17 protein-coding genes and 1 pseudogene are annotated in these 19,116 nt (G+C 60.9%); 12 read left to right on the forward strand and 6 right to left on the reverse strand.

The window, feature by feature from the left end; translation table 11 throughout:
- Positions 1-50: 50 nt before the first annotated feature.
- Positions 51-2,126, reverse strand: a complete 2,076-nt coding sequence (gene parE, locus ADU59_RS08785; RefSeq protein ID WP_068953672.1) for a DNA topoisomerase IV subunit B — start codon at positions 2,124-2,126, stop codon at positions 51-53.
- A gap of 252 nt (positions 2,127-2,378) precedes the next feature.
- On the opposite strand from parE, the gene ADU59_RS08790 reads away from it, so the two are divergent.
- The 6 genes from ADU59_RS08790 (at position 2,379) to ADU59_RS08815 (ending at position 9,162) form a co-directional block, all read left to right on the forward strand.
- On the forward strand, positions 2,379-3,263 hold the full coding sequence (locus ADU59_RS08790; RefSeq protein ID WP_068953674.1) for an alpha/beta hydrolase: 885 nt from the start codon (positions 2,379-2,381) through the stop codon (positions 3,261-3,263).
- Positions 3,264-3,389: 126 nt separating this feature from the next.
- Complete coding sequence (locus ADU59_RS08795; protein WP_068953676.1) at positions 3,390-4,829, forward strand: UbiA family prenyltransferase; 1,440 nt, start codon at positions 3,390-3,392, stop codon at positions 4,827-4,829.
- Positions 4,829-6,151, forward strand: a complete 1,323-nt coding sequence (locus ADU59_RS08800; protein ID WP_068953678.1) for an FAD-binding oxidoreductase — start codon at positions 4,829-4,831, stop codon at positions 6,149-6,151. Before ADU59_RS08795 ends, ADU59_RS08800 begins: the two co-directional genes overlap by 1 nt.
- Before the next feature lie 94 nt (positions 6,152-6,245).
- Entirely contained in the window at positions 6,246-6,686 is a 441-nt protein-coding gene (locus tag ADU59_RS08805; RefSeq protein ID WP_068953681.1) for an EamA family transporter, read from the forward strand.
- On the forward strand, positions 6,683-7,693 hold the full coding sequence (locus tag ADU59_RS08810; protein ID WP_068953683.1) for an NAD-dependent epimerase/dehydratase family protein: 1,011 nt from the start codon (positions 6,683-6,685) through the stop codon (positions 7,691-7,693). The genes ADU59_RS08805 and ADU59_RS08810 overlap by 4 nt, the downstream gene beginning before the upstream one ends.
- Before the next feature lie 17 nt (positions 7,694-7,710).
- Positions 7,711-9,162, forward strand: a complete 1,452-nt coding sequence (locus ADU59_RS08815) for an aspartate aminotransferase family protein (RefSeq protein ID WP_193427071.1) — start codon at positions 7,711-7,713, stop codon at positions 9,160-9,162.
- 87 nt (positions 9,163-9,249) lie between these two features.
- Here ADU59_RS08815 and ADU59_RS08820 read toward each other — a convergent pair whose 3' ends face one another.
- From ADU59_RS08820 to ADU59_RS08830, 3 genes are all read right to left on the reverse strand, one after another.
- The gene (locus ADU59_RS08820) at positions 9,250-9,798 is read right to left on the reverse strand and encodes an OmpA family protein (protein WP_158515707.1); all 549 of its coding nucleotides are present in this window, start codon (positions 9,796-9,798) and stop codon (positions 9,250-9,252) included.
- A gap of 221 nt (positions 9,799-10,019) precedes the next feature.
- On the reverse strand, positions 10,020-10,613 hold the full coding sequence (locus ADU59_RS08825) for a YceI family protein (protein ID WP_068953689.1): 594 nt from the start codon (positions 10,611-10,613) through the stop codon (positions 10,020-10,022).
- 63 nt (positions 10,614-10,676) lie between these two features.
- A complete protein-coding gene (locus tag ADU59_RS08830) occupies positions 10,677-11,243 on the reverse strand; it encodes a cytochrome b (RefSeq protein WP_068953766.1) in 567 nt (188 codons plus the stop codon).
- 168 nt (positions 11,244-11,411) lie between these two features.
- On the opposite strand from ADU59_RS08830, the gene tpiA reads away from it, so the two are divergent.
- From tpiA to ADU59_RS08855, 5 genes are all read left to right on the forward strand, one after another.
- On the forward strand, positions 11,412-12,182 hold the full coding sequence (gene tpiA, locus ADU59_RS08835; RefSeq protein ID WP_068953691.1) for a triose-phosphate isomerase: 771 nt from the start codon (positions 11,412-11,414) through the stop codon (positions 12,180-12,182).
- A 281-nt stretch (positions 12,183-12,463) separates the two neighbouring features.
- Entirely contained in the window at positions 12,464-12,952 is a 489-nt protein-coding gene (secG, locus tag ADU59_RS08840; protein ID WP_068953693.1) for a preprotein translocase subunit SecG, read from the forward strand.
- A 154-nt stretch (positions 12,953-13,106) separates the two neighbouring features.
- Positions 13,107-14,735, forward strand: coding sequence for a CTP synthase (locus ADU59_RS08845; RefSeq protein WP_068953767.1), 1,629 nt, complete (start codon positions 13,107-13,109; stop codon positions 14,733-14,735).
- Positions 14,736-14,946: 211 nt separating this feature from the next.
- A complete protein-coding gene (locus ADU59_RS08850; RefSeq protein WP_068953695.1) occupies positions 14,947-16,161 on the forward strand; it encodes a multidrug effflux MFS transporter in 1,215 nt (404 codons plus the stop codon).
- A 78-nt stretch (positions 16,162-16,239) separates the two neighbouring features.
- Positions 16,240-16,917 (forward strand): class I SAM-dependent methyltransferase, encoded by a 678-nt coding sequence (locus ADU59_RS08855; protein ID WP_068953697.1) that lies wholly within the window; start codon positions 16,240-16,242, stop codon positions 16,915-16,917.
- A gap of 104 nt (positions 16,918-17,021) precedes the next feature.
- Here the strand turns inward: ADU59_RS08855 and ADU59_RS08860 are convergent, their stop codons facing one another.
- Positions 17,022-17,792 (reverse strand): carbon-nitrogen hydrolase family protein, encoded by a 771-nt coding sequence (locus ADU59_RS08860; RefSeq protein ID WP_068953699.1) that lies wholly within the window; start codon positions 17,790-17,792, stop codon positions 17,022-17,024.
- A gap of 262 nt (positions 17,793-18,054) precedes the next feature.
- Positions 18,055-18,549: pseudogene (locus tag ADU59_RS08865) on the reverse strand (EamA family transporter); the annotation flags it as partial.
- Between ADU59_RS08865 and ADU59_RS30240 the strand changes: the two are divergent.
- A complete protein-coding gene (locus ADU59_RS30240; protein ID WP_139093159.1) occupies positions 18,467-18,928 on the forward strand; it encodes a cupin domain-containing protein in 462 nt (153 codons plus the stop codon). The pseudogene ADU59_RS08865 and the gene ADU59_RS30240 overlap by 83 nt on opposite strands.
- The last annotated feature ends 188 nt before the right edge of the window (positions 18,929-19,116 follow it).

Genomic DNA, 19,116 nt, shown 5'->3' on the forward strand with positions numbered 1-19,116 from the left:
AAACGTGAATCAATTCAACAACGTGTTGAATCGGCGTGCGAACGGACTGGCTAGATATCCAGGTTTTCCGCAAACACCGCGCGTTCCTGGATGAAGCGGAAGCGGGCATCGGCCTTGGTGCCCATCAGATTGTCGACGGCCTCGCGCGTGCCTTCGAAATCGATCTCATCGATGGCGACCTTCAGCAGCGTGCGCTTGGCCGGATCCATCGTGGTTTCCTTCAGCTGCGCCGGCATCATTTCGCCAAGGCCCTTGAAGCGGCCGATCTCGATCTTGCCGCGGCCGTTGAACTCGGTTTCCATCAGTTCCACCCGATGGGCGTCGTCGCGCGCATAGAGCGTCTTTGCCCCTTGGGTGATGCGGTAGAGCGGCGGCACGGCCAGATAGAGATGGCCGCCCCGGACGAGTTCCGGCATTTCCTGGTAGAAGAAGGTGATCAGCAGCGAGGCGATATGGGCGCCGTCGACGTCGGCATCGGTCATGACGATGACGCGCTCATAGCGCAGGTCTTCCTCGCGGTACTTGCTGCGCGTGCCGCAGCCGAGCGCCTGCACGAGATCGCCGATCTGCTGGTTGGCCCCGAGTTTTTCGCGGCCGGCGCTGGCAACGTTGAGGATCTTGCCGCGCAGCGGCAGGATCGCCTGGTTGGAACGGTTGCGCGCCTGCTTGGCCGAGCCACCGGCCGAATCGCCTTCGACGATGAACAGTTCCGCGCCCTCGGCCGAATTCTGCGAGCAGTCGGACAGTTTGCCGGGCAGACGCAGCTTGCGCACGGCGGTCTTGCGGCTGACTTCCTTTTCCTTGCGGCGGCGCACGCGCTCGTCGGCACGCTCGATCACCCATTCGAGCAGCTTGTGCGCTTCCTGCGGGTTGTCGGCGAGGAAGTGATCGAAGGGATCGCGCAGCGCGTTCTCGACGAGGCGCTGCGCCTCGACGGTCGCCAGCTTGTCCTTGGTCTGGCCGACGAATTCCGGCTCGCGGATGAACACCGACAGCATGCCGGCCGCCGAGATCATCACGTCTTCGGTGGTGACGATGGCCGCCCGCTTGTTCTGCGTCAGTTCGGCATAGGCTTTCAGGCCCTTGGTCAGGGCGATGCGGAAGCCCGCCTCATGCGTGCCGCCTTCGGGCGTCGGAATGGTGTTGCAATAGGAATGCACGACGCTGTCGCCGCCATACCAGGTCACCGCCCATTCCATCGCGCCGTGGCCGCCGGTCTTTTCCGTCTTGCCGGCGAAGATCTCGCGGGTGACGGTGAATTCCTTGCCCATCGTCGCCTGCAGATAGTCCTTCAGGCCGCCGGGGAAATGGAACACGGCCTTGTCCGGCGTGTCGGTGCCTTCGATCAGCGAGGGATCGCAGGACCAGCGGATTTCGACGCCGCCGAACAGATAGGCCTTCGAGCGCGCCATGCGGAACAGCCGGGCCGGCTCGAATTTCGCGTGCGAACCGAAAATCTCCGGGTCCGGATGGAATTTGACCTTGGTGCCGCGCCGGTTCTGGACATCGCCCAGTTCCTCCAGCCCGCCCTGCGGAATGCCGCGCGAAAAGCGCTGGCGGTAGAGCTTGCGGTTGCGCGCGACCTCGACTTCGAGGATGTCCGACAGCGCATTGACGACGGAAACGCCGACGCCGTGCAGACCGCCGGATGTTTCATAGACCTTGCTGTCGAACTTGCCGCCCGCATGCAGGATGGTCATGATCACTTCGAGCGTCGATTTGCCCGGAAATTTCGGATGGTTCTCGACCGGGATGCCGCGGCCGTTGTCGGTGACGGAGAGGCAGCCTTCGGCATCGAGATGAACGTCGATGAAATTGGCGTGGCCTGCGACCGCTTCGTCCATCGAGTTGTCGATGACTTCGGCAAACAGGTGATGCAGCGCCTTTTCGTCGGTGCCGCCGATATACATGCCCGGACGGCGGCGCACCGGCTCCAGCCCTTCGAGCACCTCGATCGCGGATGCATCGTAATCGCCGGTGTCGGCCTTCAGCGTTGTTGACGCGCCGTTGCGCTGTTCCGCCACCGGGGCGGCGGCGGGCGCGGCAACCGGCTTGGGCGTCACGGGGGCCGCCGCAGGCTTGGGGGCCAGGGGCAATGCAGAAAAGAGATCGTTGCTGTCGGTCATAGTCTGTTTTGATGTCTTTCCGTAGTGGCTCTTCTCGGCCCGGCCGGCCTTGCGGACGGAACCATCCTGAATGTCTGCGCGAATCGCCAGATTTCTGCCAGACTCAATTCTGCCAGACTCTTGGCGTGAGAGCGACCATGCGCCATGTGGCTCTGCCGAACGCCCGCACATACGCCGCGCCTTCAATAGCCTCAACTGTTGCGTTGCGGAAGGTCCGATGGCAAGGCTTGGACCAAAAGAGGAACATTCCGAATGCACATGTCCACAGCTCATTTGATTTTTCGCGGTCTTTTTGCCTGTGCCGTCACCGTTGCCCTGGCGTTTTCGGCGCAGGCGGCGCCATTGAAGCCGTTCAAGGATGAGCTCTTTTCCTACGGAACGGTTCTGGAGACGGCCGATGGCGGCGACTACCGCGTTGTCGATTACCAGGAGATGCGCGATATCAATGGCCGCGACCAGGTTCCGGAGCGCCGGGCAAAGCGGGCCTATGTGTCGCTGGGCGCAAAGAGCCAGCAGGCCAACGAGACGATCGATGCCGCAGGCCGGCCGCTCGATGTCACCCGCGTTGGCGCGGCGCGCGGCGCGGCATTCTCGGTGATCTTCATTCATGGCCGGGGAGGCGACCGGCGGCTCGGCGCCAACGATTGGTCCTTCGGCGGCAATTTCAACCGGCTGAAGAACCTCGCGGTGGAAAACGGCGGTGTCTATTATGCCCCCAGCGTGCGTTCCTTCGACGATGCCGGTGTCGCCGATATCGCCGGGCTGATCGCCTATGCGCAGCAGCAGTCTCCGGGTCGCCCTGTGGTACTCGCCTGCGCCTCGATGGGCAGCTTCATCTGCTGGGGCATCACCCGCAATCCGCAGGCGGTGGCGGCCCTCAAGGGCATGATGATCATGGGCGGTCCGGCCGATCCCACTTTCAGCAAAAGTGCCGCCTATAAACGGAAACTGCCGGTGTTCTTCAGCCATGGCAGCGCCGACAGCGTTTATGCCGCCGCCGACCAGATCGCGCTCTACCGCGCGTTGAAGGCGGCGCATTATCCGAGCCGCTTCGTGCTGTTCCAGACCGGGTCACACGGGACCCCGGTTCGCATGACGGACTGGCGCGATGCGCTGAACTGGATCGGAGTGGATTGAAACCTCTACTCCATCCGGTATTCATTAACCACCGCGGCAATTTTGAGCTGTAAAGCCGCCATTGTTTTCTTTTTCGAAAGCTGATCGTGGGACTGTACCGGCTACGGTATATCGGGGTTTGATCTTATGGATGCTCGAACTGAAACGCGGCATATTCCGCTGTGCGTCGATCTCGACGGCACGTTGCTTGCCGCCGACACGCTCTGGGAGGGCGTGGCGATCATTCTCTTGCGCAATCCCCTGATGCTGTTTGCCATCCTGTTCTGGATGTCCAAGGGCAAGGCCCGGCTGAAACATGAGGTGGCGGCGCGCTCCGGACGCCAGGCGGCCGACTGGCCCTATCGCGATGCAGTGCTGAAGCGCCTGGCGCGTGAGCGCGAAACCGGCCGGCAGGTCATTCTCGTCACCGGTGCCGCCGAAAGCGTGGCGCTTGGGGTTGCGGCCCATACCGGTCTTTTTTCCTCCGTTCTTCACAGCTCGACAGAAATCAATCTCACCAGCCGCCGCAAGCGCGAAAAACTGATCGAGCAGTTCGGCGAGGGTGCTTTCGACTATATGGGCAACAGCCGCGACGACGTGCCGGTCTTCGACGCCGCCCGCAAGGCGATCGTCGTGGCGCCGGATGCGGCCGCTGAAAAATGGCGGCGTGCCCATGATGCCGAGCGGCTCGATACCGGCAGGACCAGCCGTTTCGCCGCGCTCAAATCGATCCGCGTGCATCAATGGGCAAAGAACGTGCTGATCGGCGTGCCGATGGTGCTCAATCACGACATCCTGCAGCTGGATGCGGTGGTCAACGTGATCATCGCCTTCTTCGCTTTCAGCTTCCTCGCCTCGGCCGTCTACGTCATCAACGATCTGTCTGATCTCACCAATGACCGGCGCCATCCGACCAAGCGCAACAGGCCTCTGGCCAGCGGCCAGATGTCCGTGCCGATGGGACTGGTGATCGCGCTCTGCCTGCTGGTCGCCTCGCTGTCGCTGACCGCCGTGCTGCCCTCGGATTTTGCCCTCGTGCTCGGCTTTTATGCCGTGGCGACAACGGCCTATACCTTCGTGCTCAAGCGCAAGCTGCTGGTGGACGTCTTTACGCTGGCGGGGCTCTATACGGTGCGCATCATCGCCGGTGCCGCCGCCACCGATACGGCGCTGTCCTTCTGGCTGTTGTCGTTCTCGGTGTTCTTTTTCCTCAGCTTGGCGCTGGTCAAGCGTTATGTCGAGCTCGACGATTATGACGGGCGCGACGGCAATCAGGTGCCGGGGCGCGGCTATCTGGCCGTCGATTTCGAAATGGTGGGGCAGGCGGGCATATCCTCCGCTTTTGCCTCGGCGCTGGTTCTGGCGCTCTATATCCACAGCAAGGAAATGCAGGAAATGTACACGCTGCCCTGGGCATTGTGGCCGCTCTGCCCGCTGGTACTGTACATGCTTTTGAGAATCTGGATGCTCGCCCGCCGCCGCATGCTGCATGAGGATCCGGTCGTGTTCATCATGCGCGACTGGCGCAGCCTTGTGACCATGGCGATCGGCGCGGCGCTGGTGCTGGCCGGTACATTGGGACGATGATGACTGCTGCTGACTTTGATAGCTGGGGCCGGATCGACCGTCAAACGCGGCAGGCCGTGTCTCCGGATGCCTATGAGAACCTGCGCGAAACGGCAACATCAGGCGCATTCCTGCCGTTCGGCAATGGCCGCTCCTATGGCGACAGCTGCCACAACGACCAGGGCAGGCTGATCGACGGCCGGCTGCGCTCGCGTATCCTCGGCTTCGATCCGGGCACCGGAATTGTCTCCTGCGATGCGGGCGTGACGCTCCGTTCCATCCTTGAGCAAGCAATCCCGCATCGCTTCTTCCTGCCGGTCACACCGGGAACCGCCGCGGTCACGGTGGCGGGTGCGGTCGCCAACGACGTCCACGGCAAGAACCATCATGCACGCGGCACCTTCGGCAAGCATGTCCTCAGCCTGACGCTGCTGCGCTCCACCGGCGAGCTGCTGACCTGCTCGGCGACGGAAAACCACGACCTGTTCCACGCCACCATCAGCGGCATGGGGCTGACGGGACTGATCCTGTCGGTCGATGTGCAGCTGATGAAGGTTCCATCGGCGCATATCCAGCAGCACGCCATCCGTTTCGACCGGCTGGAAGACTATTTCGGCATGGTCGAGGCGGTCGACGGCGAACATGAATATTCGGTCGCCTGGATCGACCAGCTGGCGACCGGCAGGCGGGCGGGCAGGGGCGTTCTGCTGGCCGGCGACCATGCCGATGCGTCCTGCGAATTTCCGGACATGCCGCGCTCCCTGAAGCTGTCGGTACCGCTGTCGCCGCCGTTCAACCTGCTCAACACGGTAACGCTGAAAGCCTTCAACGAAGTCTACTTCCGCAAGGAAAAGCGCGGCGAGACGGTGACGACGGTCAAGTGGCCGGGCTATTTCCATCCGCTGGATGCGATCGGCCACTGGAACAGGCTGTATGGCCCCAAGGGCCTCTACCAGCACCAGAGCGTCTATCCGGCGGATACCGCGCCTGAGCTGACGGCACGGCTGCTGGAGACGGCCCGCAAGGCAGGCCATGCGTCCTTTCTCACCGTGCTGAAGAAGTTCGGCGGGCAGAAATCGGCCGGGCTTTTGTCCTTCCCGCGGCCCGGCTTCACGCTGACGCTGGATTTCGCCAATCAGGGTGAACGGACCCTTAAACTTCTGAATGTGCTCGATGCGATGGTGATCGAGGCCGGCGGCGCCATCAATCCCTACAAGGATGCCCGGATGAGCCCGCAAACCTTTGCTTCTTCGTTCCCGCAGTGGCGGAAACTGGAAGAACTGCGCGATCCGGCGATGGTTTCCAACTTCTGGAAGAGAACCGCCCTGGCTTTGCCGAAATGAGACTCGTTACAAATTGAATTAAATAAACACGGGAATTTCACGAAATATACCGCTCTTGCGTGTAGGTGTCTGGATGGGAACAGGGAACATCGACATGAAGTATATTCTATTCATTCTCTTCACCGTACTGACCAACGCGGCGGCACAGGTCATGCTGAAACAGGGCATGCTGTCGCTCGGACCGTTGAGCTTCACGGCTGATACTGTCATTGCCCGCATCTTCCAGGTGGTTTTCAACCCCTGGGTCTTCGCCGGACTTGCGACCTTCGTCATTTCGATGGTTTCGCATCTCTACGTCCTGTCGAAGGTGGAACTCTCCTTTGCCTATCCATTCCTCAGCCTCGCCTATGTGGCTGTGGCCGTCTTTGCCTATTTCGTCTTCAAAGAGGATCTGAATGCCTGGCGCATCGCCGGCATCGGCTTCATCTGCGTCGGCACCATTCTCATCGCCCAATCCGGCATGTCTTCACATGACGACCAGCCTTCGATTGAAGCCTCGGGCGCAAAAACAGCAAAAATCGGGAGCGCATCATGAAACATATCATTTTCGGCGGCGACGGTTTCGTCGGCCGTCATCTGGCAGAACGTCTCGTCAATGATGGCGAGGAGGTCCTTGTCGCCGACATCGCCAAATCCGACCTGCCGCACTATGCCCGTGCCCGTTTCGTCCATTGCGACGTGACCAATCCGGACGACGTGATGAAGGTCGAGATCGGCCCGGACGACATGGTCTACAACATGGCGGCCAAGATGCTGTCGCCGCTGCAGGTGCGCGCCAAGCGCTGGGAGTTCTTCTGGCCGGTGAATTATTACGGCGCCGAGAACATCATGAAGGCGACGGCAAAGTCCGGCGCCAACCGGCTGGTGCAGTTCACCACCGACATGATCTACGGCCACACGGTCATGTCGCCGCAGACCGAGGCGCATCCGGCCAAGCCGCTCGGCGAATATGGCAAGTCGAAATGGGCGACCGAGCAGCTCGCCGCCGAATGGCGCAAGCAGGGCATGAACATCTCGATCTTCCGCCCACGCCTGATCATCGGGCCCGGCCGTCTCGGCATTCTGGAAAAGCTGTTCAAGCTGATCGACGCCAACCTGCCGGTACCGATGATCGGTTCGGGCAAGAACCCGTACCAGTTCATCTCGGTGTTCGATTGCGCCGAGGCTGCCCGTCTCGCCTGGAAGGGCGGCGTGCCGAACGAAGCCTACAATCTCGGCTCCGACAATCCGCCCTCGGTGAAGAAGCTGCTCGGCGACCTGATCGTCCATGCCGGCTCCAAGTCGTTCCTGCTGCCGACGCCGGCCTTTGCGGTCAAGGCGACGCTGGCGGCCTTCGACTTCATCAACATGCCGATCATGGATCCGGAACAGTACCTGATCGCCGACGAGATGTGTATCCGCGAAACCGGCAAGCTGAAGAGCGAGCTCGGCTGGAAGGCTGAGTACAATGACGGCGCCATGCTGATCGCGGCCTATGACGAGTACCGCGCCAAGAAGGCCGGCAAGGTCTATGCACACACATCCGCCGTACCGGCCGAATGAACCAGGGGACAACGACAATGCTCGATCAGCCAGCTCGCGTCGCCATTGACGCACCCGCCCTTGCCGGCGGCATCGCCAAGCCTGACCTGATTACCGTAGAACAGGCCAAGGCCATGAGCCTTGCCGACATGACGACGCTGTTCAAGGATCACCTCAACCCCGGCCAGCTTCACTTCATGAAGCTGCTCGGCTTCAACAAGGTGAAGGTCGAAAGCGCCGAGGGCATGTATTACACCGACCAGAACGGCCGCAAGATCCTCGATTTCTTCGGCGGCTTCGGCTCGCTCGCCTTCGGCCATAACCATCCCCGCATCCTGTCGGCGCGTAAAAAATTCCAGGACGAGAACCGCCACGAGATCGCCATCGCTTTTCTGTCGCAATATGCGGCAGCGCTGGCCAAGAATCTTGCGACGATTGCCCCCGGCGATCTCGACATGGTGTTCCTCGGCTCCTCCGGTTCGGAGGCCATGGAAGCGGCCCTGAAAGTTGCCGAACGCGCCGCCGGTCCGAAGCGCCCGCGCATCGTCTATGCCGAGAATTCCTTCCACGGAAAGACCAAGGGTGTCCTGTCGATCACCGACGGCCCGCTCTATCGCGGCGAATTCAAGCTGCTCGACAACAACGTCAAGGTGCCGTTCGGCGATATCGATGCCATCCGCAACGCCTTCGAGCGCGATCCGACGATCGGCGTGCTGGTTCTCGAGACCATCCAGGGCGGCGGCGGCATCGTCCAGGCATCGCCGGAGTTCTGGCGCGAGGTTCGTGCGCTCTGCGACAAGCACGGCGTCATCTGGGTTGCCGACGAGGTTCAGTGCGGCATGGGCCGGTCCGGCCGCTTCTTCGCCTTCGAACATGCCGGCGTCGTTCCGGATGTGACGGCACTCGCCAAGTCGCTCGGCGGCGGCAAGTCGGCCATGGCGGCGATGATCGCCCGGCGCGACGTCTACATGAAGGCCTATGGCACCAAGAACACGGCGATGATCCACGCGCATGCCACCTTCGGCGGCATCGGCGAGGCCTGCATCACCGCGATCGAGGGTCTCAACATCATGTATGACGAGGACCTGATCGAAAACGCCGCCGTGCAGGGCGAATACCTGCTCGAACGGCTGAATGCGCTGAAGGCGAAATATCCGAAGATCATCAAGGATGTTCGCGGCCAGGGCCTGATGGTCGGTCTGGAATTCCAGGATTTCAGCCAGACCCTGCCGATGGTGCTTCGCCCGGTCGTCTCTGTTCTCGACGACAAGCTGAAGGGCTCGCTGTCCGGTTTCATCGGCGCGTTGTTGCTGCGCGACTACGATACGCTAGTTGCCTTCACGGAATACAATCGCAACGTCATCCGCCTCGAACCGCCGCTGATCTGCGAACGCCAGCATGTCGACCAGTTCGTCGATGCGCTGGATGCGCTTCTCGGCCGTGGCATCATCCGCATCGTCAAGGATTTTGTCGGCAGCCAGATCGGCTGACAATCGTCTGCGAAAAAGCATCTGCGAAACAAGGGGTATGGCGTCGCAAACGCCGTGCCCCTTTTGATTCGGCCCGTCCGGATGGTGCTATTTCAGCGTGGAGATTTCGACCCGGCGGTTGCGGCCATCCTCGGGATCATTCGGGAAGAGCAGGGCGGTTTCGCCGAAAGCGCGCAAGACCAGCCGTCGCGGGTCGATCTTGTAATGGGTCAGCAGATACTGCGTCGTCGAGGCGGCCCGCGCCCGGCTGAGCTCGAGATTGTCGCTGTCGGTGCCAGCAGCGTCCGTATGGCCGCCGATCAGGAAACGGTAGGGGGCAAGGTCGTTTGATTGCAGCGCTGTGCCGACGCTGTCGAGCAGGCGCTGTGCCTGCGGCGTCAGTTCGGCCGAACCGAAGTGAAAGTTGACGGCGAGATTGACCGTGGCAGCGAGTTTGTCGCCATAAGCGTTGATCGTCTCCAGGTCCTTGGCGCCAATGATTTTCAGGCCGCGCGTCTTTTCCTTCTGCACGATCGCCGGATCGAGCGAGCGGACCAGCAAACCGGGCGTTGCCGTGGTCAAGACTTCCTGCGCGCGCGCGGCGATCGGAAGGGTGTTGAGAGATAAAATCAGGGATATGAGAAAATGATACTGCATCTGTTCGCCCCGGATCTCCCAGGCCATGAATGAAGTGAAAAATATGCAATGCCCGCAAAGATTAGGAGCGCATGGATACGCGGTCAATTCCCGGGCGGGCAAAGCTTTTTCTTTCAGCGCATTATGGTCGTGGATGGGGATGCAGGCGTGTTCCCGCAGGAACAGCATTGCGGCTGGCGGCACGATAGGGCTGTCGACTGCCTTTGCGCCGTCCCGTTGTCCTAATGCTTTTGTCCGTTCACCGTCATGTCGAATTGCACGATGTTGGAATAGATCGGGATTCCGACCGACATGTCGTAGCGGGTGCGGTAGACACCGCCCTGGATGTGAAAGCTGATGACGCGCCGGTTCCATTTCGTCAGCTTGGCCTCGAAATGTTCGGTTCTGGTGGTGCCCTTTGCCGTCAGGTTGCCCTCGATCTCGGCCGTGTCGTCGCCCGTCTGGGTGATCTTGGTCGAGCGGAAGGTGATCTTTGGGTGGTTCGCGGTATCGAAGACGGCGCTGGAGCGCAGGAAGTTCTCGATGCGGGGCTCGCCCGTCTGCACCGTTTCGGGGAACAGCGCGAATTCGACGACGGAGCGGCCGATATCCTGTCCATCCAGCTGGAACGTGCCGGAAAATTTGCCGAACTTCCCGGAAATGCCGCCGCCGCCGACCTGGCCGACCGAGAAATTGATCTGCGAGGATCCGTCGATGTCATAGCGGCCCGCCGCATCGTCGAGGCTCGGTGCCTTTGCCAGCGCTATGGCCGGCTGGATCGAAAAACCGGCCAGTATCGCGGCGGCGGCGAACACGAAGGGGAAACGTAGGGGCATGGGCTTTCTTTCCGGTTGCTTGGGTCCTGTTGTCGTGTGACGCAGAATGCTGCCGGAATATTCCTATCTCTGACGCCGCTCGCTTCGCAGCATCCGTGCGAGGACCATGTCTCGCCGCAGGACGTGATGGAAGAGGGCTGCTGCCGCATGCAGCAGGACGAGACCCGCCAGCCCATAGGCGAGGATTGCATGCGCGTTTGTCCAGAACGCCTCGGCACCAGCCGATTTTTCCATCGGCAGATGCGGAATGACAAAACGATTGAAGAACAAGGTCGGGATGCCCAGCGTCGAGGTCGACGCCAGCGCCCAGCCGGCCAACGGCACGGCGATGGTCAAGCCGATGAGCAGCCGATGAGTGATGGCGCTTGCGCGTTTCTCCAGCGTGGAGAGACCGGCAACCGGCGCCGGATGTTTGTTCGCCAGCCACCAGATGACCCGGATGACGGAAAGAGCCAGCGCCGTGAAGCCGAACGACTTGTGCCATTGGTAGAGGTCGAATTGCAGCGCCGGATCGATATTCGGCCGGGTCATCACATAGCCGAGTACGATCAGTCCGATGATGAGAAGAGCAATGGTCCAATGCAGGGCGATCGTGCCCCATCCAAAAGCGTCCCGCCTGTTGCGCAGCATGAAGGTCTCCCCGGTCGGTTCGGATAAGTCATTCTCGCTTGGACGCGCCTGAACCAGCATTTAGTCCCTCACGGTTTCGCGATGGCTGCTGCCGGACGCGCTTTTCTTTGCCCGGCTTATTTGCTAGGGCCTAGCCTGGGAAAAGGACAACACCCTTGAGGAGACGATATGACGCCCGAAGTCAGGCCGCTTGTTGCTGGAAACTGGAAAATGAACGGTCTGCGGGCTTCGCTCGATCAGATCAAGGCAATGGCTGAGGGTGTCAAGACGAGCCTGTCGGACAAGGTCGAAACGCTGATCTGCCCACCAGCGACGCTGCTTTACGTGGCAACCGCGCTTTGCGACGACAGCCCGCTTCTGATCGGCGCGCAGGACTGCCACGAAAAGGTCTCCGGTGCCCATACCGGCGACGTCTCGGCTGAAATGATCGCGGATTGTTTCGGCACCCACGTCATCGTCGGCCATTCCGAGCGCCGCACCGACCATGCCGAAACCGACGCTCTGGTGCGCGCAAAGGCTGAAGCCGCGTTTGCGGCCGATCTGGTCGCCATCATCTGCATCGGCGAGACCGGCGATGAGCGCAAGGCAGGCCAGACGCTGGACGTGCTGAAGCGTCAGCTGGCCGGCTCGGTTCCCGACAGCGCTACCGCTGAAAACACCGTCATCGCCTATGAGCCTGTCTGGGCGATCGGTACCGGCCTGACGCCGACGGCGGCCGATGTCGAGGAGGCCCATGCCTTCCAGCGCAAGGAGTTGATTGAGCGCTTCGGCGCAGCCGGCGCCAAGATGCGCATTCTCTATGGCGGCTCGGTCAAGCCGGGCAATGCGAAGGAGCTGATGGGCGTTGCCAATGTCGATGGCGCACTGATTGGCGGCGCAAGCTTGAAAGCCGACGACTTCCTCGCCATCTACCGGGCGTATGAAGAATTGACGGCTTAGGTTCGCCGACCGGCGGCCGCTGCATAATTTATGCAGCATCTTCAAAGTTCTACAGCGCCTTTTGCGTGTCATGTTCGACGCGCGGCGCTGTAGGGGCTTTTAATGCGCGGTGGCTTGGTATATGCAGCCGCAACACTAATCTTTGCCGCGTGGAGCGGACGCTGAAACGTGCCTTGGCAATTTCGCTGCGTCTCCCATGCCGGACGATCACTCGATCGCGTGTCTGATCTTGGCTTTCTGACAAGCCGGACGAAGCGTGGTCTAAGGCAGGACTGGACAAAATGCAGACCGTATTGCTTGTCATCTATCTCATGGTTGTGCTGGCGCTGATCGGCGTCGTGCTCATTCAGCGCTCCGAAGGCGGCGGCCTCGGCATTGGCGGCGGTTCGGGCTTCATGTCCGCGCGCGGCACGGCCAATGCACTGACCCGCACCACGGCGATCCTTGCGGCCCTGTTCTTCGTTCTGGCGCTTGGCATGGGCATTCTGGCCCGCTACCAGCCGAGTGCGACCGACGTTCTCGACCGCATCCCCGGCACGACCAACAACGGCAAGGGTGTGCTTGATTCGCTCGGCGGCGGCACGACGCCGCCTGCTGGCGAAACGCCTGCCCAGACACCGGCGCAGTCCGGCGCCAACACACAGACGCCGGCAACGGCTCCGGCCACCCAGACGCCTGCCACGCAGACCGAGACCCCTGCGACACAGACGCCGGCCACGACCGAGACGAAGCCGGCCACATCCGGCTCGGACGTTCCAAGCGGCCAGTAAGGTCACGTACAGATATAATCGCCGGCGGAAGCCAGTCTTCCGCCGGTTTTCTTTTGTTTGAATTCCGGCTGCCTGAACCTTTTGAACGAAAAAATTCTGGAAGATGAATTTTTCGGTGGCGGAATCATTTTTGAAACGGTATCCGGTGAAGCCCATGGCGCGATATGTATTCATCACTGGCGGCGTGGTTTCTTCCCTTGGAAAAGGGATCGCCGCGGCTGCTCTCGGAGCATTGCTGCAGGCCCGGGGCTACCGGGTGCGGCTTCGCAAACTCGACCCCTATCTGAACGTCGATCCGGGCACCATGAGCCCGACGCAGCACGGCGAAGTGTTCGTGACCGACGACGGCGCGGAGACGGACCTCGATCTCGGCCACTACGAGCGCTTTACCGGCCGCTCGGCGACCAAGACCGACAACATCACCACCGGCCGCATCTACAAGAACATCATCGACAAGGAACGCCGCGGCGATTATCTCGGCGCCACCGTTCAGGTCATTCCGCACGTCACCAACGAGATCAAGAATTTCGTCACCGAAGGCAATGACGACTACGACTTCGTCATCTGCGAGATCGGCGGCACCGTCGGCGATATCGAGGCCATGCCGTTCATGGAGGCGATCCGCCAGCTGAAGAACGATCTGCCGCGCGGCACCGCTGTTTATCTTCACCTGACGCTGATGCCTTACATCGCAGCTGCCGGCGAACTGAAGACCAAGCCGACCCAGCATTCGGTCAAGGAACTGCAGGCGCTCGGCATTCACCCCGATATTCTGCTGGTGCGCGCCGATCGGGAAATCCCGGAAGCCGAACGCCGCAAGCTGTCGCTGTTCTGCAACGTCCGTCCGTCCGCCGTCATCCAGGCGCTGGATGTAGCCTCGATCTATGACGTGCCGATCGCCTATCACAAGGAAGGCCTCGACAACGAGGTTCTGGCCGCCTTCGGCATCGAGCCGGCCCCGAAGCCGCGCATCGGCAACTGGGAAGAAGTCGCCAACCGCATCCGCACGCCGGAAGGCGAGGTGACCATCGCCATCGTCGGCAAGTATACCGGCCTCAAGGATGCCTACAAGTCGCTGATCGAGGCGCTGTACCACGGCGGCATCGCCAACCGCATCAAGGTCAAGCTCGAGTGGATCGAATCGGAAGTCTTCGAACAGGAAGATCCGGCACCCTATCTTGAGAAGGTCCACGGCATTCTCGTTCCCGGCGGCTTTGGCGAGCGCGGATCGGAAGGCAAGATTCAGGCGGTCCGGTTTGCCCGCGAGCGCAAGGTGCCCTATTTCGGCATCTGCTTCGGCATGCAGATGGCGGTGGTCGAAGCGGCCCGCAATCTGGCCGGCATCGAGAAGGCGTCGTCCACCGAATTCGGCAAGACCGAGGAACCGGTCGTCGGCCTGATGACCGAATGGGTCAAGGGCAATGCGCTGGAAAAACGGGCAGCCTCCGGCGACCTCGGCGGCACCATGCGTCTCGGCGCCTACAAGGCAAGCCTCAAGAAGGGCACCAAGATCGCCGACATCTACGGCTCGACGGAGATTTCCGAGCGCCATCGCCATCGCTACGAGGTGAATGTCGACTACAAGGACCGCCTGGAAGCCTGCGGCCTGGATTTCTCCGGCATGTCGCCGGATGGCGTCCTGCCGGAAACGGTCGAATACCCGGATCACCCGTGGTTCATCGGCGTCCAGTATCACCCCGAACTGAAAAGCCGCCCGCTCGACCCGCATCCGCTGTTCGCCAGCTTCATCGAAGCGGCGCTCGAGCAGAGCCGGCTGGTCTGAAGAATGGGAGGGCCGGTGCCATCCGGTCCCGTCCTGTCTGCCGACCATTGATCATCACAAAAGAAATCGCCCGCAGAAGCCAGGCTTTTGCGGGCGATTTTTATGATGGAGACGCCTGTCGCGAATTTTGGCAGTTGCGTGTCAAAATGACGAGACCGTTGCGGGAAAACTGGTAGAGGTCGAGGCCAATCCTTTTCGGTGCACATAGTCCATGACATCTTCCATCAGTTTTCGCGAACGCATTGCCCTCTATGCCCTTCTGACCTCGCTGACCTCCGTCAGCATCGACGCGCTCCTGCCGGGATTGCGCCAGATCGGGGAGGAGGTCGGCGCAGCACCGCCGCTCTCCACGCAGCACATCATATCGCTGTTCATTTTCGGCATGGCGTTCGGCGAACTGCTCCTCGGGCCGTTGTCCGATGCGATGGGGCGCAAGAAAGCGCTGGTCCTCGGCCTTGGCGTCTATGCGATAGGGACCGTCATTGCCATGCTGGCTGGATCGCTCGAAATGGTCATCCTTGGCCGGTTCCTTCAGGGCGTCGGCGTCTCCGGTCCGAAGATCGCGACGCGCGCCATGATTCGCGACCAGTTCGAGGGTGATGCGATGGCGCGTGTCATGTCCTTCATGTTCACGCTCTTCATTCTCGTGCCGATGCTGGCTCCGGCCCTGGCGCAGGGCGTGATTTCCGTTGCCGGCTGGCGCAGCGTCTTCGGCATCTATCTTGTCCTGGCGGTGCTGCTGGGCCTTTGGCTGATGCTGCGGCAACCGGAAACATTGCCGGCCGATAAACGCATCTCCTTCCGGCCGAAACTGCTGCTCCAGAACGGCCGGCGCATCCTGTCGAAACGCCGTGTGACATTGCTGATCATCGCGACCGGGATCGTCTTCGGCGCGCAGCTCCTCTATCTCAGCACGGCCGCCGATCTGTTCTTTGACGCCTATGGGATCAGGGAAACCTTCCCCTTCTATTTCGCCGTCCTGGCCACAGGGATAGGGCTTGCCTCCTTTCTCAATGCAAAGCTGGTGCAGCGGTTCGGGATGGATGCCATGGCACGGGCCGGCTTCATCGGATTGGCATCGGTCGGTTTTCTGATGCTGCTCGCCTCCATCTTCTGGGGCGGCCGCCTGCCTCTTGCCGCTCTGATGGTGTTCATGTTCTCGGCCTTCTTTGCCATCGGCGTGCTGTTCGGCAATCTCAATGCCATGGCGATGCGCTCTCTCGGCCAGGTGGCGGGGCTGGGCGCATCGCTGATCGCGTCGGGATCGAGCCTCGTTGCCACCCTGTTTGCGATCGCAATCGGCAGTTTCTATGACGGTACGGCCATGAATTTGGCGGCGGGCTTCTGTGTCGCGGGCATCAGTTCGCTCATTCTGGCGGAACTGGCAGTGCGGGCCGACGCCTCGCCGGTCGAAGCAGCGCGATAGGCCTGCCTGCCTTGATATTGGACTCATGTAACTTTATATGTTACATGAGTCGAAATCATCGTTTGCAGGACATGCCGCATGAAACCACCCGCCTTTGACGCAGATGCCGCCGGTTCTTACGCGGAGGGGCCGCCACGGCAGGTTCCGGGATATGCCAGCCTTCACCGCATGGTGTCGCTGTTGCTGGCGGAGCGCACCCCGCCGGATGGCCGGGTGCTGATCCTGGGGGCAGGGGGCGGACAGGAACTCAAGGCGCTTGCAGAGGCGCATCCGGGATGGTCGTTCGATGGCGTCGATCCATCGGCCGATATGCTTCGGCTGGCCAAACAGGTGGCGGGTGCGCACGCCGCGCGCATGCGGTTCCACGAGGGTTATATCGGCGATGCCCCGGAAGGGCCTTTCGATGCGGCCACGGCCATTCTGACCTTCCATTTCATCCCTTATGACCACCGCCTCGAAACCCTGAAGCAGATCCGGCGCCGCCTGAAGGCCGGTGCGCCCCTCATCCTGGTCCATCTCAGCTTCCCGCAGACGGAGCCCGAGCGGTCGATATGGATCGCCCGCCATGTCGCCTACGGCCTCTCGAATGGAACGGACCCTGCCCATGCGGAAAGCGCCCGTCAGGCGATCGGTAGCCGGCTTACGATCCTGTCGCCGGAGGAAGAGATGGCCATGCTCGCCGATGCAGGATTTTCCGATGCCAGCCTGTTTTATGCAGGGTTGAGCATCAAGGGCTGGGTCGCTTATGCCGGATAGGTCCGTGCCGCGAGGGCATGTATGTGTCGGCTATGGGGCAGGCGAAAAATCCGCCGCAAAAATCGCCCGTGGAGCGTCCGAAGCTCTATCGAAACCGCTGATGATCAGATGCGTTCCGTGACGTAGCAGGGATAGCCTTTCTGATGCTCTTTGACAGAAGCAATATCAAGATCGATCACGACAAGCGGGTTTTCCGGAGACGTCATGCCGATCAATTCTCCATTGGGTCCGCACGCGAACCCTTTCCCTCCAAACGTCGGCCCGTTTGGTCCTTCTCCCACGCGGTTGGGACTGACGACATAGCAGCCCGAAACAATCGCCGCCATCGCACCGGCGGTCAGGAAATCATGCACTGGGATTCCCGTGGCTCTGGGGACAACGATCAATTCGGCGCCTTGTTTGCGGTAATGGCGTGCATGTTCGTTGAACATCACTTCCGTGCACAGCAGAACCCCGACGGATACACCGGCAACCACGGCCGGCTCGAAGTCACGCGATTGGGTCGCGTACCAGTTCGACTCATGCCAGCCCGGCTCGGCGGGAAAATACTGTTTTGTGTGGAGATGTTTGACTCTTCCGCCTTCCAGGCTGAAAGCCTCATTTGCAAGCCGCTGTCCCTCCCAAACGGGCCGGGAAGAGATGATTGCCGGAATATTGAGCCCTTTGAGCGCCTCCAGCCCCGCCCGATGGCACGCAAGACTGAACTCTGCCGCTTCAGGGTCAAAATCCGGAACCGATGCAATCCAGGGACCGAAAGGCAGCTCATTCGTGACCAGTATGTCGAGTTTGACCTTGGAGAGATCGTCGGCCAATTGAACCCACTGTTCGCTGTCGGCAATCAGGTTTTCCGGCCACTCAACAAATCCCACACGCATGGCATATCCTCATTGAATCGAGACTCCGGGTTACATGAGATGCCTGCCGGTCGCCAGTGAAAAACCAACACGTATTCTCGGTGTATTTCCAGGGAATCGAGGCTTGGATATCCGTTGGTGTCCATGGATTGAACGCCCGTGATGGGATTTTCCAAGGTACATTCATCAGGAATTGATCGCTTCCAAATGCTGCTTCTGCCGGAAGCTGTTGAGGATTATATCGGTTCAGACAATTCGTTTCGGATGGAGCCTGCCGCAAAACTCAGGGGGCTTTTGAAAACCGGCGGAGGAAAAGCCTTCCGTCGATGATGATCAGACTGGCGCTGACCGGGACCAGCAATGTGACGAGCGATGCGTTCGTTGCGCCGGCCGAGGCGATCAGATTGAAATACAAGATGAAAGCGAAAGCCGTGGTGAAGACGGCAAGGGCAAGAACGGCCATCCAGACAGGGACGCTGGCTGTGACAATATTCGCAGGATTGTAGAGAGCAAGGACGATCGGCAGCATGAGAACCGTTGCGCCGGTCAGTTGGCCGGTGGCGACAACCGTTGGGCTGATGTCTTTGAATCGCTTCGCGTATACAACGGCAAAAGCGTAGGAGATGGCTGCTCCGATGACCGCGAATTTGGCCCATGCAGGGCCGCCGAGGTTGGAGAGCAGGCCCGGGCCGATCATGATCGCGGCGCCAGCCACCCCCAGCGCCACCCCGGCCAGTTTTGCGGACGAAAGCTTTACCCTATGGGCGCTGGCTTCGGCACTCGAAATTCCATTCAGTTTTCTGTTCGAAGGCGCGTCGTCTCATAGCCAGTTGATCAGGGCTGACGAGGGGGTGAAGCTCAATTCCGACAGCTCCGACTTTTCCACCGTCCTTCTCAGCAAATGCCCTCCCGGCTGCCGGCGCGATCTTTATCGTATTGTCCTCCGGCGGGGATCGGTACGCGATGCGGAACCCCATTCCAGGGGGACCGTCGAGCATGTCGTCGTCATCAGCGGATCGGTTCGCTTGGGGCCGGCAAGCGCGACCGAGGAGATCAGTCCCGGGGACTATTATCGCTATCCGGCGGATGGCCCGCATTCCTATGAGGCGCTCTCTGCAACCGCAGTCATCCTGGTTGCGATAGAAAGCGCTCGTTAGTCTCCGGGCTATCGAGCCGGAGAGGGCCGATCGATCTGTGCCGCGGCAGAGGCGTTGTCATGTTTCTCCCCCAAAAAATCATCCCCGCTGATCCCCGCGTTTCCATCCTGTGTCATGATGGCAACGTTCTGTCACGGATACACCGCAAGACGTTTGCGGCGAGGCAGGGCTGGCGCTCCACGTTAAGC

The sequence above is a fragment of the Pararhizobium polonicum genome, from assembly GCF_001687365.1.
Classification (GTDB): Bacteria; Pseudomonadota; Alphaproteobacteria; order Rhizobiales; family Rhizobiaceae; genus Pararhizobium; species Pararhizobium polonicum.